The sequence below is a fragment of the Actinomadura sediminis genome (genome assembly GCF_042675525.1).
GTDB lineage: Bacteria > Actinomycetota > Actinomycetes > Streptosporangiales > Streptosporangiaceae > Spirillospora > Spirillospora sediminis.
In genome coordinates this window covers 1-16506 of sequence record NZ_JBHTJA010000130.1, presented here as the reverse complement: position 1 = coordinate 16506, position 16506 = coordinate 1, and the positions used below count along the sequence as shown (strand labels likewise).

The window sequence follows — 16506 nt, the reverse complement described above, 5'->3', positions numbered from 1 at the left end:
GGACGCGCCGGGATGCGCGAACGACCCGGGCGGCGGGGTGGTCGCGCCGGGGTGGGCCGGCGACTCGGGCGGCGGCGCGAGCACCGCCCGCAGCCGCGCCGACTCCGCGGCGGCGGTCTCGGCGCCCTTGGTGAGCATCTCGGCGTCCCCGGCGGCGGGGGCCGCCGCCTCCGGCCGCCGCAGGCTCCCCGCGAGGGTCAGCAGATGGGCGAGGACCTGCTGGGACGCGGGCCGCAGCGCCGGGTTCTTCGCCAGGCACGCCAGGACGAGCCCGCGCAGCGGCTCCTGCAGGGCGCCGAGGTCCGGCGGGAGGTTCAGGATGCGGTTCATGACCGCGGGGATGGAGTCCTGCCCGAAGGCGGGGCGCCCGTTCGCCGCGTACGCCATCGTCGCGCCCCACGACCAGACGTCCGCGGCGGGGCCGACCTGGTTGCCGGAGATCTGCTCGGGCGCCATGTACGCGGGGGTGCCGACCGCGACGCTGGACATCGTCCCGGTCGCGTCCAGCGCCCGCGCGATCCCGAAGTCGATCACGCGGGGGCCGTCCGGGGCGAGCAGCACGTTGCCCGGCTTGAAGTCGCGGTGCACCACTCCGGCCTGGTGGATGGCGGCCAGCGCCGTCATCGTGCCGATCGCGAGCCGGTCCAGGTCGGCGCCGCGGCGCGGGCCGTCCGCGGCGAGCACCGCCGACAGCGACGGGCCGTCGATGAACTCGCTGACGATGTAGGGCCGGTCGCCCTCGACGTCGGAGTCCAGGACGCGCGCGGTGCAGAACTGCGAGACCCGCTTGGCCACCGCCACCTCGGCGGCGAACCGGGAGCGGGCCTTGGGGTCGCCGCTGAACCGGGCGTGCAGCAGCTTGACGGCGACCGCGCCGCCCTCCTCGTCCTCGCCGAGGAAGACGGCGCCCTGCCCGCCCTCCCCGAGCAGCCCGGTGAGCCGGTACGGGCCGAGGTGCTCCGGATCGCCCGGTCGGAGAGGCGCGGCCTCGGGCATGTGGCGTCCTTCCGGGGAGGAGGGCGACGTCCTTGTCGCGCGACTTTACGCGATCATCGTTCGGACGATCGTCACTTGGAAACGGTGCCGTACGCGGACGGGTTCGGCTCCGACCGGCGCTGGCGCCACTCCCACCGCGCCGACCGCTCGCCGGTGAGGTTGAAGGTGACGTACCCGGGGGCGCAGTCGTCCTTGTTCTGCCCGGTCATCGGCGTCTCCCGGTACTCGACCTTGGTGCCGGACTCGTTCAGCAGCTCCAGCCGGGTGAAGCAGGTCGGGTGCGAGGAGCCGTAGGTGTACCGGGCGGTGCCGCTCGAGTAGATCAGCGCGAACTGGACCGTGAAGTTGCGGCCGTCGGCGGGCGCCGCGGGCTGCGTGCCGTCGCCCTTCCACACCCCGACGAGCCCCTCGCCGGTGCGCGTCGTCGTCCGGGACGACGGCTCGCTCGACGGCGTGTACGGCTCCTCCGTCTCCGACGTCGGCAGGGTGGTCGGCGGGTCGTAGTCGTCCTCGGAGTTCGCCGCGACCACGATGAACACGACCACCAGGATCATGATCACCGCGAGGACGACGCAGCCGATCGCGATGATCGGCCCCGTGTTCGACTTCTGCCGGCCGTACGGCTGCCCCGGCGGCACGGCGCCGTGGCCGTGCGGCTGCCCCGGCATCGGGGGCCGGGGCGGCGGCTGCATCCCCGGCTGCGGCTGCGGCGGCGGCTGCTGGCCGGGCGGCATCCCCGCGTTCTGGTACATCGGCATGGGCGGCGGCGTGATCGGCTGCGGCGGGGGCGTCGTCGGCCCCTGCGCGCCGTGCCCCGGCATCCCGGCCTGGTGCATCGGCATCGGCGGGGGAGTGATCTGCTGCTCCGGCCGCCGCGCCGGCGGCACCTGCGGCGGCGCCGGGAGCTGCGCGGCGATCCGGGTGCCCTGGTCGAGCAGGTTCGCCTCGCCCGTCCCGGACGGCGCCGCGCCGACGTGCCCGAGCAGGTTCAGCAGGAGCTGGGGCGCGGACGGCCGCAGGCCCGCGTCCTTGTTCAGGCAGCGGCCCACGAGGTCGCGCAGCGGACCGGCGGGCAGCGCCGACAGGTCCGGGTCCTCGTTGAGGATCCGGTTGATGATGACCGGCAGCGTGTCGGCCTCGAACGGCGACTGCCCGGTCGCGGCGAACACCATCGTCGCGCCCCACGCGAAGATGTCGACCGCGGGGGTGAGGGCGCCGCCGGTCAGCTGCTCGGGCGCCAGGTAGCCGGGGGTGCCGACGACCATGCCGGTCGCGGTGACGGCGCTCTCCTGGGAGTTGACCGTCCGGGCGATGCCGAAGTCGACGACGCGCGGGCCGTCCGCCGCCAGCATGACGTTGTTGGGCTTGAAGTCGCGGTGGACGATCTCCGCCTCGTGGATCGCGGCGAGCGCCGTCGCGGTGCCGATCGCGAGACGTTCCAGGTCGGCGGCGTTGCGCGGGCCCTCGTGCGCGACGACGTCGTGCAGGGACGGCCCGTCGATGAACTCGCTGACCACGTAGGGCTGGTCGCCGTGGACGTCGGCCTCGAGCACGCGCGCGGTGCAGAACGGCTCGACGCGCTGCGCGGCCGACACCTCGCGGACGAACCGGGCACGCGCGGACGGGTCGTTCGCCGTCTGCGCGTGCAGCAGCTTCACGGCGACGTGGCCGCCGCCCGGTGCCCTGCCCAGGAAGACCGCGCCCTGTCCACCGGCGCCGAGCCGCCCGATGACCTCGTACTGTCCCAGCGCCCGGGGATCGCCTGGCTCCAGCGGAGCGGCATCCGGCATCTGACCCTCCCGTGACCCGCGGTGTCGTTCCGCGATATTGTGCGCCGGACCCGGCCGCGAGGTCACCTCCCGGCCGTGCCGGACGCCCCTGCGCGGGGGTCCGCCCCCAGTTCTCCGAGCGGGCACCATATCGCGTTAGTTCAGACGTTTCACCGGGCCGTCCGGTTCAGGGCGCGGGCCGCCTTCCGCGGATCGCGCGGCACGCCGCGGCCGGTCGGTGCGCGCCCGGCTCCCGGGACCGATATGATCCCCGCCGCCGCGGGATCCCGGTGGTCGTCGTCCGGTAGGGGAACGCAGCGCTCGCCGAGCGCTGGCCGTGCCGTGGACGCCCGCCGGGCGTGTGATGGAAGACACATCGCGAGGAAGAGAACCGGGTGATCGGTGTCACTCGTGGGAACGGTCGCGCCTCGTGTGTCGTACGTCACCAACCGTGACAGAATTTCCCGCCCGGATCGGGCACAAGAACGGTCCCTCGAGCGTTAGTTCCGCGCGACGGGGCGCATAAAGCACTGAGGGGGATGGAGATAGAAGATGGCGACCGACTACGACAGCCCGCGCAAGACAGACGACGACATCAACGAGGACAGCCTCCAGGAGCTCCAGGCCCGTCGCGCCGACAAGGCCGCGAGCATCATCGACGAGGACCTCGACGCCGGTGAGGTCGCGGACCTGCCGGGCGCGGACCTGTCGAACGAGGAGCTCACGTTCCGCGTCGTGCCGCGGCAGGCCGACGAGTTCACCTGCACCCGCTGCTTCCTGGTGCACCACCGCAGCCAGCTGGCCAAGGAGAAGAACGGCCAGCCCATCTGCCGTGAGTGCGCCTGACCCGGGGGCGGGGCGGTGACGGGAGACCTGGAGAAACGGCGGGACGACGAGGTGGAGCCGGCGCCCGTCGGCGGCTCCGCCGAACTCGGTGAGCTGATCGGCCGGCTCACCGCCGACGAGGACATGGACCGCGAGACCCGCGGCCGCCTCCTGGGGCGACTGGCGAGACTGCTCGGCCAGAACGCCCGCAGGGCGGGGGCCGCGGGCATCGCGCGCGGCCGCTGGCTCGGCGACCTGCTCGTCGAGGTGGCGCCGCACATCCCGATCCGCGACCGGGAGACCCTGAGCGCCCACCACCGCGGCCTCACCGGTGAGGCGCTGGCCGACAGCCTGGTCCGGGTCGCGAGCAACGCCACCACCGGCGTCGGCGCCGCCGGCGGCGCGCTGGCCGCGGTGCAGTTCACCGCACCGCCGCTGCTGCTCACCGCCCCCGCGCAGCTCGCCGCCGAGACCCTGGTGGTGGCGGCGATCGAGGTCAAGCTGATCGCCGAACTGCACGAGGTGTACGGGATCCGCGTCGAGGGCCCGGGCGCCGTGCGGGGACGCGCCTTCGTCACGTCCTGGGCGAAGCAGCGCGGGATCAACCCGCTGGAGGCGGGCACCCTCGGCAGCGCGCTCGGCTCGGCCGCCAAGGCCGCGCTGCGCAAACGGATGCTGAGGGTGTTCGGCCGCAGCATGACCACCATGGGGCCGCTGCTCACCGGCGCGGCGGCCGGGGCCGCCCTCAACCGGAGCGCCACCAAGGCGCTGGCCAGCACGATCCGCGCCGATCTGCGCGCCACCGCCGGGGTGCCGCCCCCGCTCCCGGGGGAGCACCGCGGCCTGCCGTCCGGGGACTGAGCCGGGACGACCCGCGCGGCCCGATCCGGACACGCCCCCCTCGTGACCGGAGCCGTCCCCGTGGCCGGTCCGCGCCCCGTGCCCGCGGCGTCTCGTACCGTCCCGTACCCCGTCCCGTACCCGAGCCGTTCCGTACCCGGCCGAGCCGTCCCGTCGCTCGGAGCCGGACGGCGGGCGAGGACGGGGGGCGCGGAGCGCGCCGCCCGCCCTCGCCCGCCGCCGTCAGGCCTCGACCTTGAAGTGGGACGGGGGCGCACCGGTGCCCTTGGCCCACTGGCGTGCGACGGCGCGGGTGGCGAGCAGGCGCGCCACCTCCATGCCGACGCCCATCATCACGGCCCAGCCGATCGCCTCGGCGAGCGCCACCTCGGGCGACTCGGGGTTGGTCGGCGGCTCCTTGCCGGTGCTCTTCTTCCAGGCCATCGTGATGGCCTTCTTCGCGACGAAACCGCCCGCGAAGGCCGCGGCCCCGGCCGTCAACCGCCAGCCGAGTTCGCCCTTGTCCGCCATGTTCGTCCTCCAGTCGTCCTGTCGTGTCCGACGCTACCGGACCGTGCCGCCCCGGGCGGGCGGCCGGCGCGGCCGCGTCGCGCGCGGGGAAAACGCATGCGCCCGGGGGCGATGTCAATACGATTGGCGCATGACAGAGCGTCCGCGTATCCCGAATGTCCCGGCCAAACCCTCACTCGACGGCCTGGAGGACAAGTGGGTACGCGCGTGGGAAGAGGAGGGCGTCCACCGCTTCGACCGCACCCGGCCGCACGCCGAGGTGTTCTCGATCGACACGCCCCCGCCCACGGTCAGCGGCTCCCTCCACGTCGGCCACGTCTTCTCCTACACCCACACCGACGCCGTCGCGCGGTTCCAGCGCATGCGCGGTCGAGCGGTCTTCTACCCGATGGGGTGGGACGATAACGGGCTGCCCACCGAGCGGCGGGTGCAGAACCACTTCGGCGTCCGCTGCGATCCGGCGCTGCCGTACGATCCCGGCTTCGAGCCGCCGGCGAAGCCGGACCCGAAACGCCAGGTCCCGGTCTCGCGGCGGAACTTCATCGAGCTGTGCGAGCGGCTCACCGAGGTCGACGAGAAGGCGTTCGAGGAACTGTGGCGCCGCGTCGGCCTGTCGGTCGACTGGGACCACCTCTACACCACGATCGGCGACGCGTCCCGCACGGCGTCGCAGCGCGCGTTCCTGCGCAACCTCGCGCGCGGCGAGGCGTACGTCGCCGAGGCGCCGACGCTGTGGGACGTCACGTTCCGCACGGCCGTTGCGCAGGCCGAGCTGGAGGACCGCGAGCAGCCCGGGGCGTTCCACCGCCTCCGCTTCCGCGCACCCGAACGGCCCGTCTACATCGAGACGACTCGCCCCGAGCTGCTGCCCGCGTGCGTCGCGCTCGTGGCGCACCCCGACGACGAGCGGTACGCGGAGCTGTCCGGCACGACCGTCCGCACGCCGCTGTTCGACGTCGAGGTGCCCGTCCTCGCGCACCGGCTCGCCGAGCCCGACAAGGGCTCCGGCATCGCGATGATCTGCACGTTCGGCGACGTCGCCGACGTCACCTGGTGGCGCGAGCTCGACCTGCCGACCCGCGCGGTGATCGGCTGGGACGGCCGGCTGGCCGCCGAAGCGCCCCGCGGCGTCCCGGCGGAGCCGTACGCGGAGCTGGCGGGCAAGACGGTGTTCTCGGCGCGCGAGCGGGTCGTGGAGATGCTGCGCGAGTCCGGTGATCTGGACGGCGAGCCGCGCAGGGTCACGCGGGCGGTGAAGTTCTACGAGAAGGGCTCCAAGCCGCTCGAGATCGTCACCACGCGGCAGTGGTACATCCGCAACGGCGGCCGCGACGCCGGGATGCGCGCCGAGATGCTCGCGCGCGGAGCCGAGCTGAACTGGCATCCGCCGCACATGCGGGCCCGCTACGACAACTGGGTCGAGGGCCTCAACGGCGACTGGCTGATCTCCCGGCAGCGGTTCTTCGGCGTGCCGATCCCCGTCTGGTACCGGCTGGACGAATCGGGGGAGCCGGTGCACGGGGAGCCGATCGTCCCGGCGGAGGACGAGCTGCCCGTCGACCCGTCGTCGGACGTCCCGCCCGGGTACACCGAGGAGCAGCGGGGCGAGCCGGGCGGGTTCATCGGCGACCCGGACGTCATGGACACGTGGGCGACGTCGTCGCTGACCCCGCAGATCGCGGGCGGCTGGGAGCGCGACGCGGACCTGTTCGGCCGCGTGTTCCCCTACAGCCTGCGGCCGCAGGCGCACGACATCATCCGCACCTGGCTGTTCTCCACGGTCGTCCGCTCGCACCTGGAGCACGGGTCGCTGCCGTGGACCGACACCGCGCTGTCGGGCTGGATCCTCGACCCCGACCGCAAGAAGATGTCGAAGTCGAAGGGCAACGTCGTCACGCCGATCGACCTGCTGCGCGAGTACGGGTCGGACGCCGTCCGGTACTGGGCGGCGAGCGGGCGGCCGGGCACCGACACCGCGTTCGACACCGGGCAGATCAAGGTCGGCCGCCGCCTCGCGATCAAGATCCTGAACGCGTCGAAGTTCGTGCTCGGGCTCGGCGACGTCGCGGACGCCGGGCGCCCGGAGGGCGGGGGAGGCCGGCCCGGAAGCCGGGAGCGGACCGTCGCCGAGGGCCCGGCGGCGGTCGTCGAGCCGCTCGACCGGGCGATGCTCGCCGCGCTGGGGGACGTCGTGCGGGACGCGACGGAGGCGTTCGAGGGCTACGACTACACGCGCGCGCTGGAGCGGACGGAACGGTTCTTCTGGGAGTTCTGCGACGACTACCTCGAACTGGTGAAGGCGCGGGCGTACGGGGACGGACCGGAGGCGCAGTCGGCGCGCGCGGCGCTGCGGACGGCGCTGTCGGTGCTGCTGCGGCTGTTCGCGCCCGTGCTGCCGTTCGTCACCGAGGAGGTCTGGTCGTGGTGGCGGCGCGGCTCGGTGCACGCGGCGTCGTGGCCGACGCCGGCCGAGCTGCCCCCGGGCGGCGACCCGGCGGTGCTGGCCGCGACGGGCGAGGCCCTGCGGCAGGTCCGCAAGGCGAAGTCGGAGGCGCGGGCGTCGATGCGGGCCGACGTCGCGCGCGCGGTCGTCCGGGGCGCGGAGGTCGTGCGCATCGCCCGTCCCGACCTGGCCGCCGCCGGGCGGATCGCGGACCTCACCCTGGAGGACGCGCCCGCCGGCCTGACGGTCGAGGTCGAACTGGCCCCCGCGCCCTCCTAGCGTCCCGCCGCGTAACGGCGGTCACACCGCCGCGGTCTTGACTTACCCCGGCCCGCTCCAGATATTAGACGACACATCTAATTGTTGGGCGGGCCGGGGAGGACGCGCATGACCGAGATCGACGAGCGGCACCCCGTCATCACCCCGCGGCGGGTGAAGTTCGACTGGGCGGACACGCCGCTGCACTGGATCCCCGGCGAGCCGGTCGCCACGCACTTCATCAACGTGCTGCACCTGCTCCTCCCCGCGGGCGAACGCTGGTTCGTCCACGTCTACAAGCAGGCGCTGCCGCTGGTGGAGGACGACGAGCGCCTGTACCGGGAGGTCAAGGGGTTCATGGGCCAGGAGGCCGTGCACGCCTACTCCCACCAGGGCGTCCTCGACCGGCAGATGCGCGAGCAGGGGCTCGACCCGCGCCCGCTGACCCGCCGCATCGAGTGGCTGTTCCAGAACCTGCTCGGCGACCGGCCGCCGATCCCCGGGCTGTCCCGGCGCCGGTGGCTGACGCTGCGGATCGGGATCATCGCCGGGATCGAGCACTACACCGCAGTGCTCGGCCAGTGGATCCTGGACGCCCGCGCGCTCGACGACGCCGGCGCCGACCCCACGATGCTGGACCTGCTGCGCTGGCACGGCGCCGAGGAGGTCGAGCACCGGTCCGTCGCGTTCGACGTGTACGACCACGTCGCGGGCGGATACGCGCAGCGGGTGCGCTCGTTCGCCGTCGGGCTCGTCGCCATGCCGCTCGCGGTGTACGTCGGCGCCGCGTACCTGTGCCGCGCCGACCCGACCCTGCACGGCGTCCGGCCGCGCGTCCGCGACTACCGGCGGGCCGTGCGCCGCGGCCTGTTCCCGAGCAACCGGTTCATGATCGCCGCGGCCCGCACCTACCTGGCGCGCGACTACCACCCGTCCCGCGAGTGCTCCACGCGGCGGGCCGTCGACTACCTGTCGACCTCGCCCGCCGCGCTCGCCGCCGGGCGCGGGACGTCCTGAGCCGGCGGCGGTCCCGGACGCCGTGAAAACGCGCCCGCGACGTCCGGGACCGTCGCCTCGTCGGTGTCGCCGTCGGTATCGCCGTCGGTGTCGCCGTCCGTGTCTCCGTCGGTGTCTGCGTCCGCGCCCGCGCGGCTCAGTAGGTGAACGGCAGGTGCTTGATGCCGTTGATGAAGTTCGAGTAGAGCCGGTCGGGCCGCCCGTTCGCCCGGATCTCCGGGACCCGCGTGAACAGCTCCCGGAACATCACCGTGATCTCCCGGCGGGCCAGGTTCGCGCCCAGGCAGAAGTGCGGGCCGGGCCCGCCGAACCCGACGTGCGGGTTCGGCGACCGGGTGATGTCGAAGACGTCGGGGTTCTCGAACACCTCGGCGTCCCGGTTGGCGGAGTTGTAGAACAGCAGGACCTTCTCGCCCGCCCGGTACGTGTGCCCGTTCATCTCGTGGTCGCGGGTGACCGTGCGGCGCATCTGGATGACCGGCGTCGCCATCCGGACGATCTCCTCGACGGCGCCCGGGGCGTGCGCCTCGAAGTCCTCCAGCAGCAGGGCCCGCTGCTCGGGGTGGTCGGTGAACAGCTTCAGGCCGTGCGACATCGCGTTGCGGGTCGTCTCGTTCCCCGCCACCACGAGCAGGATGAAGAACGACCCGATCTCCTTGTCGGTGAGCCGCTCCCCGTCCACGTCGGCGGTGACCAGCGCGGACATCAGGTCGTCGGCCGGGTCGCGGCGGCGCCGCCGGGCGAGCTTCATCGCCAGGTGGTTCAGCTCGTACGCGGCCGTCACGACGCGCACCAGGACGTACAGGGCGCCGAGGCGGGTGACCTCGCCGCGGAAGTCGCGGCCGGCGGTGTACTCGGGGTCGCCGATGCCCAGCAGCGTGTTCGTCCGGTCGAACACCATGGGCCGGACGGGCTCGGGCACGCCCACCATGTCGCAGATGACCGTCAGCGGCAGCCGCGCCGCGACGTCGGTGACGAAGTCGCCGGGGCCGCGCTTCAGGACGTCGTCGACGATCCGGGTCGCCGTGGCCTGCAGGTCCGTCTCCAGCTTCGCCAGGACCCGCGGGGTGAACGCCCGCGACACGATCCGCCGGATCTTGGCGTGCCGCGGGTCGTCCATATTGATCATCGAGCCGAGGTAGCGGGCGATGTACGCCGGCATGTCGGGGATGGTGGTGGCGGTCGGCTCGCTGCTGAACACCTGCGGCGTCCGGCTCGCCTCCACCACGTCCGCGTGCCTGGTCAACGCCCAGAAGCCCGGCCCCTGCTTGATGAACGGCAGGCCCAGCTCGGGGAAGAACGCCGGATGCTCCCGCTCCCGCAGCCGCGCGAACGCCGCCAGGCGCTCGCGTTGCGGCCGGGACCAGAACTCCAGGTCCGACAGGTCGATGGCCGGGTCCCGCGTCGTCGTCGCCACTTCGCACCGTCCTCGGGGGGCTGCTCGGGGGGCTCGTCTCGAACGGAGTTCGGTTCACATGGAACCGACACCGCCCCCGCGACGTCAAGGATCACTTACCGTCCGGAGGCGTGCGGCGGCGGCGTTTCAGGGACGGGGCGGACGCGCGGAGTCGGTATTGTCGGGTGGTTTCCGAGGCGGTTCGGCGCGAGCGTGAGGTGGAACGGTGGGCAAGGTCGACGTACTGATCAAGCGGCTCGATCCGGAGCTGCCGCTGCCCTCGTACGCGCACGCCGGCGACGCCGGGGCCGACCTGGTCGCCGCCGAGGACGTCGAGCTGCCGCCGGGCGAGCGCGCGGTCGTCCCCACCGGGATCGCGATCGCGCTGCCGGACGGCTACGCCGCTTTCGTTCACCCGAGGTCCGGTTTGGGCGCTAGGTTGGGGGTGACCATAGTCAACGCACCCGGTACGGTCGATGCCGGCTATCGGGGTGAGATCAAGGTGACCCTGCTGAACACCGACCCCCGCGCCACGGTCCGGCTGCGGCGCGGCGACCGTATCGCGCAGATGGTCGTGCAGCGGGTGGAGACGGCGGTGTTCCACGAGGTCGCCGCCCTACCGGGATCGGCGCGCGGAACCGGCGGGTTCGGCTCCACGGGTGGGTACTCCCACCCCGATGAAGGTTGAGAGAAGGAGTGTGAGTCGTGGCTTTTGGACGTCGCCGACGGGCCGAGGAGGGCCGTGCGGAGCCCGAGGTGACCGAGGAGCCGGCGCAGCAGGACGCCGAGGACGTCGCCGAGGAGGCCACCGCCGAGGCCGAGGCCGAGTCCGTTCCGGGAGGTCCCTGGGACTCCGAGGACTCCTTCCCCGAGATGCAGCGGCTCGACTTCGGGTCCCTGCTGGTGCCGGTCGCGCCCGGCCTCGGGTTCCAGGTGAACTTCGAGGCGACCCAGGTCGATGAGAACGGCAAGCCGCTCGACGGCCGCCCCGTCGCCGTCCTGGTGCAGCATCAGGAGAGCGCGATGCAGCTCCAGGTCTTCGCCGCGCCGAAGCGCAGCGGGATCTGGGACGACGTGCGCGCCGAGACCGCCAAGGACATCCAGGAGCAGGCGAAGGGGCAGACCCAGGAGGGCGACGGGCCGTTCGGCGCCGAGCTGCTCGCGATGGTGCCCGCCGCGCTGACCGAGGACGTCCTCGCGGAGATGCCGCAGGAGGTCCGCGAGCAGATCCCCGCCGAGTTCGTCGAGCAGGGCTGGGCGCCGCAGATCATCCGTTTCCTGGGTGTGGACGGCCCGCGCTGGTTCCTGCAGGCGGTCGTGCAGGGCGCCGCCATCGAGGACGAAGAGCAGTGGCAGGTGCTCGAGGACGTGCTGCGCGGCGTGGTCGTCGTGCGCGGCGACGCGCCGATGCCCCCGCGCGAGCTCCTCGAGCTGCGCATCCCGCAGGAGTTCAGCGAGTCCCAGGAGGACGCGCAGGCCGAGGAGCCCGCCGAGCAGGAGTTCAAGCCGTTCGAGCGCGGCCCCGAGATCACCGAGGTGCGCTGACCCGTCCCCGCCCGGCCGCCCGCGACGCGCGGCCGGGCGACGCGGCGCCCGTGCGGGGACGGGCGTGCCCGGTCAGGACTCGATCAGCTCGAACGGGATCGCGTGCCGCACGCCGACGTCCCGTCCGGCCGGCTCCGCCGTCCCGGTGAGGAACGCGGCGGCGTCGAAGTCGGCGCCCAGGTTGGAGAAGTACACCTGGTGGGCGAGCAGCGACTCGATGCCCGTCTGCAGATGGCCGGTGACGTCCACGTAGTGCCCGGCCTGCGGGGACCCGCCGAACAGCGCGAACCGCACTCCCTGCCACGGTTCGAGGTCCAGGTCGCGGAAGACCCACCGGTTCGCGGCGTCGCGGATCGCGTCGGCGACCGCGAGCCCGAGGACCCGGTGGTCGGCCATGTTGAACCCGCCGCCCGGGAACGACTCCCGGAAGTTGACCGAGATCACCACCTCCGGCCGGTGCCGCCGGATCGCCGCCGCCAGGACGCGCCGCAGCGGCAGCCCGTACTCCAGCATCCCGTCCTGGAGATCGAGGAACTCGACGGTGTCCACGCCGACGATCCGGGCCGCCTCGATCTGCTCGAGCGTCCGGACGCGGGCCACCTCCTCCGGGTCCATCCCGTCGATCCCGGCCTCGCCGCGCGTGGCGAGCACCTCCGTCACCGTCTTGCCCTGGGCCGTCCATTTGGCGACGGCCGTCGAGCCCCCGTACTCCAGGTCGTCGGGGTGCGCGACGATCGCGAGGGCCCGATCCCAGTCCTCAGGTACCGCTTCCATGCCCCCATCATTCCCGAGCGCCGCGCCGCGGCGGCACCTAGGATCGCCCGGTGACCGAAACGGCGATACATGTCCGGATTAGACGGTTGCGCGGTGTGATCGCCGCCCGTCCCGCCGCGATCCGGGACGAACCGGCGGGGGAGCCGCTGTACCAGGCCGTCCACGGGCTGGCCGCCGCCACCGTCGCGGACCCCGGCCTGCTCGCCCGCGAGCTGGCCGCACGGCCCGACCCCGTCCTGCGCGCCGAGGCGTTCCGGCTCGCCAGGGAGGCCCTGCACGCCGGTCTGCTGCCGCCCGCCGCGGCGCGGGCGCTCGTCGCGGAGCTCGCCGCCGACGTCCCCGCCGCGCTCCGCGAGCTCGCCGAACCCTGGGCCGTCCTGGAACCTTTGCCGCACGGCCGCGTGCTCCGCTACCTGGAGACCGGACCGGACGACACCGCCGTCGAGGTCGCGGCCCGGCACGGCCATCGCGACATCGTGCGCGACGTCGCCGCCGACCCCGCACGGCCGCCGCGCGTGCGGCGGCGGGCCCTCGAACTGCTCGGCGACCTGTCCGCCCGCGACGACGTCCCCGACCTGCTCGCGCTCGCCGGGACGGACCCGCCGCTGCTCGCGGGCCCCGCCCTCGCGTGCCTGACCGCCCTGCACCGGCGCGGCCGCTTCCCGCGGGACCGCGACGTCCCGTCCGTCGTCCGCCTCGCGCTCACCGATCACCGCGTCGCCGCCGAGGACGTCGCGATCGTCCTGTACACCGAGCGCCGCGCCGCGCTGCGGGAGCTCACCGCCGCGGACGACGACGCGGCGCGGCGGCTCGACCTCCTGGTGGCGCTCGCCGCCCAGGGCGCCCCCGGCCTGGACGCGGGCGGCGCCGTCACCGCCCTCGCGCGCCGCGCCGCCGACCCCGTCCCCTACCTGCGGGCCCTGCGCGACCTGCGGCACGTCCCGGCCGAGGAGACGGTCCTCGACCTGCTGCCCGCCGCGCCCGCCGCCGCGCTCGACGCCCTGGAGGCCGTCGGCGGCGCCCGCACCGCCGACGCGCTGTGGACGGGTCTCGGCCTCGACGGCGGCGAGATCGTCCGCCACCTGCGGCCGCACCGGCACCGCGCCCTCGAGATCCTGTGGCACCTCACCGCCGACCCCGCCCGCCGCCGCGCGATCCTCGACCGGCTCGATCCCCGCGACCTGCCCCGCCGCGTCGCCGACGACCTCGGCGGCCCCGACCCGCGCGAACTCGCCGTGCTCGCCGCGAACCCCGACCCCGGCGACCCCGTGGACGCGCTGTGCCGCCTCGCCCGCAACGGCGACGCGACGTCCCTCCCGGCCATCGCCGACCTGCTGCTCCGCGTCGTCTCCGACCTGGCCGCGACCTGGGGCGAGGGCCCCGAGCCCGCCGTCCCGCCCGGCGTCGTGGACGCGATCCGCGGCCTCGGCGGGCGGCTGTACCGGCGCGGCGCGGTCCGTCCCCGCTGCCTCCTGGACGCCGCCGACGAGCGCGAGGCCGGACACGAACTCGTCACCGACCTCGCCCTCGACCTCCTCGACCGCCCGGACCTGACCTCCGCCGAGCAGTCGATCCTGCTCGACCTCCCGTGCGCCGGCCTGCGTCCCGTCCGGGCGCGGGTGCACCGGCTGCTGCGGCACCGGGACCCGCACGTCCGCAAGAAGGCGATCCGGGTGCTCGCCGGGCGGGACGCCCGCGCGCTCTCGGCGAGCCTGATCCCGCTGACGCGCGCCGAGGACCCGCGGACCGTCCGGCACGCCCTCCTCGCGCTGGCGGAGGCGCACGCGACCTGGGCGGCCCCGGCGATCGCCGCCTGCCTCGACCACCCGAACATGAACGTGAAGAAGACGGCCGCCGGGGCCCTGTCGGCCGTGCCCTCGCCGCAGGCCGTCCCCGCGCTCCTGTCCTGGCTGGCCCGCCACGACAACCCGGGCTTCCGCGACGCCCTGATCGAGGCCCTGCGCGCGACCCTGCGCGACGCGTTCGCCGCGACCGTCCGCGCGGCGGCCGAGGGGACGGACGACGCCCGCGCCCGCGCCCGCCTCCTGTCGGCCCTCGCGAACACGCCCGGGCACCCGGCCGCGTGGCTCGCCGAGCACGGCTGGGCGCCCGAGGTCGCACGCCGCGCCGTGACGGCCCGCGCCACCGACACGTCCGGACTCCGCGCCATGCTCCCGCACTGGCTCGACCTCGCCGCCTCGGGCGATCCCGGCGCGTCCGTCCTCCGGTTCGTCCTCGCCCTCTGCACGTCCCCGTGGACGGACGCCGAACTGGCGTGCCTCGCGCGGTCCGCGGGGCTCCTCGTCGATGCCCTCCCGAACCTCGACGGCCGTGACCGGACGCGCCTGCTCGACGTTCTCGGCGCGGTGATCCCCCGCACGGGCCCCGCCGGCCGCCGTGCGCTCGCGGCCCGCCTGCACGCCCTGCCGCCGGGCCGCGACGCGTTCGTCCTCCTGCACCGCTGCGGCGACTCCCCGACCCGGGACGAACTTCGGCGGGCCCTCGCGGCCGCCCGCCACACCGAGAACCCCGCGGAAGCCGAGACCGCGATCCTGCGCGCGACGTTCGCCCGCCCGTCCCGGGAGCCCCGCCGGGACGAACGCGCACGACCGCCCTCGACCGCTTCCGAGGCGGCCCGCACGTCCCCCGGCGTGCACCCGGCGGCGCCCGCCCGTGCCGGGCGCGAACCGCGCGAGGGCCACGATGCCGGGACGGCGCCCGCCGGTGCGGCGCTCGGCGCGCCCGCCGAACTGGTCGCGAGGCTGCGGGAGGCCGTCCGCTCGGCCGCCGACGACCGGCGGCTGCACGCGGCCGCGGGGCGCGGGGACCCGCTGGCGAGCGCCGTATCGGACGCGCCGGGCGGATCGGCGTCGCCGGGCGGGGCGGGCCCGGACGAGCCCGGCGGATCGGGCGGGCGCCGGGGAACGGAGGGCCGCGCCGCGACGAGCGCGAAGACCCGGGCGGACGGCCCGGCCGACGAGCCGGTGCGGGGAGGTGCGGCGGCGGCGTCGCCGGGGCCGCACGTCCGCGAGCACGGGTCGCCGAAGCGGCTCGCGGTGGTCGATCCCGGGAACCCGGCGGCGGACCACGCCACCGGACCGGCCGACCGGTCGGCCGGATCGGACGGACGTGGGCGCCGGTCCTCGCGGGAGTGGCTCGGCGCGCTGATCGAGGTCTTCCCGGCGGCGGCTCCCGAGGCGCGGGAGGAGCTGCTCGGCTGGATGCTCGAACTGCAGCCGCTCGGGGTCCCGGCCTGGACGATCGGCGAGGAGGCCCGGCGGACGGCCGGGGAGCGCGGGCCGCGCCCGGACGATCTCGACCAGCCGTGGTCGGCGGCCCTGCACGAACGCCTGCTGCGCATGCTCGGGGACGGGACGGCGGAGCAGCGCGCGACCGCGGGGAGGCTGCTCCTCGAACGTCCCGAGCCCGGTGCGCGGCTGCCCGTGCTGCGCGCCTACCTGGACGGACGCCTGGACATCGAGGTCACGCCCCCGCTCGCCCGCACCCTCCTGCACCTCCCGCGCCCGGCGGCCGCACCGGGCGCCGTGCGAGGCGCCGCCGGTGAACCGGCGACCCGTGCGGAAGGCCGGGACGCTCCCCGGCGGTCGCCGGCCGGGCGGGCCGCCGAACGGCGGCGGCCGGGGACGCCGGGCCTCGACGGCGCCGCGCCGGTCAAGTCCGGCGCGGGCGCGGCCTGCTCGCCGGGCTCGATCCGTGCGGCCGGCGGAGCCTTCGCCGGACGGTTCGTGCGGCTCGCCGGCCGCTTGGGCGCGGACGAGATCGGGGGGTTCGTCCCCCTGCTCGTCGAAGCGTGGGAGCACGGGGACCCAGGGGTCCGCGCGGGTGCCCGGGAGGCGTTGCGGCGCGCGCCCGCCGATCTCGTGGCGGAGGCGATCGCGGACAGGGTCGAGGCGGGGGATCGGGGCATGCTCGACCTCGTCGCCGGACGCCCGCTGCTGCGGACCCCCGCGCTCGCGCGGGCCGCCGACCGGCTGCGCGCCGAGGGGCGGGACGGGCTCGCCGGCTCCCTCGTCCTCGTGGACGGGCCGCTCCGCCCGCCCGGCGCGGCGCGCCGCGACGCCGAGACGCGCGCGGAGCTGCGCGAGCGCCGC

12 protein-coding genes are annotated in these 16506 nt (G+C 75.0%); 7 read left to right on the top strand and 5 right to left on the bottom strand.

From position 1 onward, the window contains the following. Both ACFQ11_RS33650 and ACFQ11_RS33645 read right to left on the bottom strand, forming a co-directional pair. Positions 1-996, bottom strand: a 996-nt coding sequence (locus tag ACFQ11_RS33650; RefSeq protein WP_378306207.1) for a serine/threonine-protein kinase, incomplete at its 3' end; no start/stop codon positions are given. Positions 997-1067: 71 nt separating this feature from the next. Beyond that, positions 1068-2786, bottom strand: coding sequence for a serine/threonine-protein kinase (locus ACFQ11_RS33645; RefSeq protein ID WP_378306204.1), 1719 nt, complete (start codon positions 2784-2786; stop codon positions 1068-1070). Between the two features lie 531 nt (positions 2787-3317). Here ACFQ11_RS33645 and ACFQ11_RS33640 point away from each other — a divergent pair. Both ACFQ11_RS33640 and ACFQ11_RS33635 read left to right on the top strand, forming a co-directional pair. Further along, positions 3318-3611 (top strand): DUF4193 domain-containing protein, encoded by a 294-nt coding sequence (locus ACFQ11_RS33640; protein WP_026400666.1) that lies wholly within the window; start codon positions 3318-3320, stop codon positions 3609-3611. Between the two features lie 15 nt (positions 3612-3626). Then, on the top strand, positions 3627-4451 hold the full coding sequence (locus ACFQ11_RS33635; RefSeq protein ID WP_378306202.1) for a hypothetical protein: 825 nt from the start codon (positions 3627-3629) through the stop codon (positions 4449-4451). 222 nt (positions 4452-4673) lie between these two features. Here ACFQ11_RS33635 and ACFQ11_RS33630 read toward each other — a convergent pair whose 3' ends face one another. Next, the gene (locus ACFQ11_RS33630; protein ID WP_378306199.1) at positions 4674-4961 is read right to left on the bottom strand and encodes a DUF4235 domain-containing protein; all 288 of its coding nucleotides are present in this window, start codon (positions 4959-4961) and stop codon (positions 4674-4676) included. A 130-nt stretch (positions 4962-5091) separates the two neighbouring features. Here ACFQ11_RS33630 and valS point away from each other — a divergent pair, with 130 nt between their 5' ends. Further along, entirely contained in the window at positions 5092-7683 is a 2592-nt protein-coding gene (gene valS, locus ACFQ11_RS33625; RefSeq protein WP_378306197.1) for a valine--tRNA ligase, read from the top strand. Between the two features lie 108 nt (positions 7684-7791). Then, positions 7792-8679 (top strand): metal-dependent hydrolase, encoded by an 888-nt coding sequence (locus ACFQ11_RS33620; RefSeq protein WP_378306195.1) that lies wholly within the window; start codon positions 7792-7794, stop codon positions 8677-8679. A 136-nt stretch (positions 8680-8815) separates the two neighbouring features. On the opposite strand, the gene ACFQ11_RS33615 is transcribed toward ACFQ11_RS33620, so the two are convergent. Next, entirely contained in the window at positions 8816-10096 is a 1281-nt protein-coding gene (locus ACFQ11_RS33615) for a cytochrome P450 (protein ID WP_378306192.1), read from the bottom strand. 205 nt (positions 10097-10301) lie between these two features. Here ACFQ11_RS33615 and dut point away from each other — a divergent pair, with 205 nt between their 5' ends. Together dut and ACFQ11_RS33605 are read left to right on the top strand one after the other, a co-directional pair. Then, the gene (gene dut, locus ACFQ11_RS33610; protein WP_378306190.1) at positions 10302-10763 is read left to right on the top strand and encodes a dUTP diphosphatase; all 462 of its coding nucleotides are present in this window, start codon (positions 10302-10304) and stop codon (positions 10761-10763) included. A gap of 17 nt (positions 10764-10780) precedes the next feature. Then, the gene (locus ACFQ11_RS33605) at positions 10781-11620 is read left to right on the top strand and encodes a DUF3710 domain-containing protein (protein WP_378306188.1); all 840 of its coding nucleotides are present in this window, start codon (positions 10781-10783) and stop codon (positions 11618-11620) included. A gap of 72 nt (positions 11621-11692) precedes the next feature. Here ACFQ11_RS33605 and ACFQ11_RS33600 read toward each other — a convergent pair whose 3' ends face one another. Next, the gene (locus ACFQ11_RS33600) at positions 11693-12394 is read right to left on the bottom strand and encodes a PIG-L deacetylase family protein (protein WP_378306185.1); all 702 of its coding nucleotides are present in this window, start codon (positions 12392-12394) and stop codon (positions 11693-11695) included. Between the two features lie 95 nt (positions 12395-12489). Between ACFQ11_RS33600 and ACFQ11_RS33595 the strand changes: the two genes are divergently transcribed. After that, a partial coding sequence (locus tag ACFQ11_RS33595) for a HEAT repeat domain-containing protein (protein WP_378306209.1) occupies positions 12490-16506 on the top strand: 4017 nt, incomplete at its 3' end.

Excerpts from the sequence above, each read along its gene's own strand:
- ACFQ11_RS33645 (WP_378306204.1), bottom strand. The coding sequence starts at position 2,786 with ATGCCGGATGCCGCTCCGCTGGAGCCAGGCGATCCCCGGGCGCTGGGA.
- ACFQ11_RS33640 (WP_026400666.1), top strand. The coding sequence starts at position 3,318 with ATGGCGACCGACTACGACAGCCCGCGCAAGACAGACGACGACATCAAC.
- ACFQ11_RS33630 (WP_378306199.1), bottom strand. The coding sequence starts at position 4,961 with ATGGCGGACAAGGGCGAACTCGGCTGGCGGTTGACGGCCGGGGCCGCG.
- valS (WP_378306197.1), top strand. The coding sequence starts at position 5,092 with ATGACAGAGCGTCCGCGTATCCCGAATGTCCCGGCCAAACCCTCACTC.
- ACFQ11_RS33620 (WP_378306195.1), top strand. The coding sequence starts at position 7,792 with ATGACCGAGATCGACGAGCGGCACCCCGTCATCACCCCGCGGCGGGTG.
- ACFQ11_RS33600 (WP_378306185.1), bottom strand. The coding sequence starts at position 12,394 with ATGGAAGCGGTACCTGAGGACTGGGATCGGGCCCTCGCGATCGTCGCG.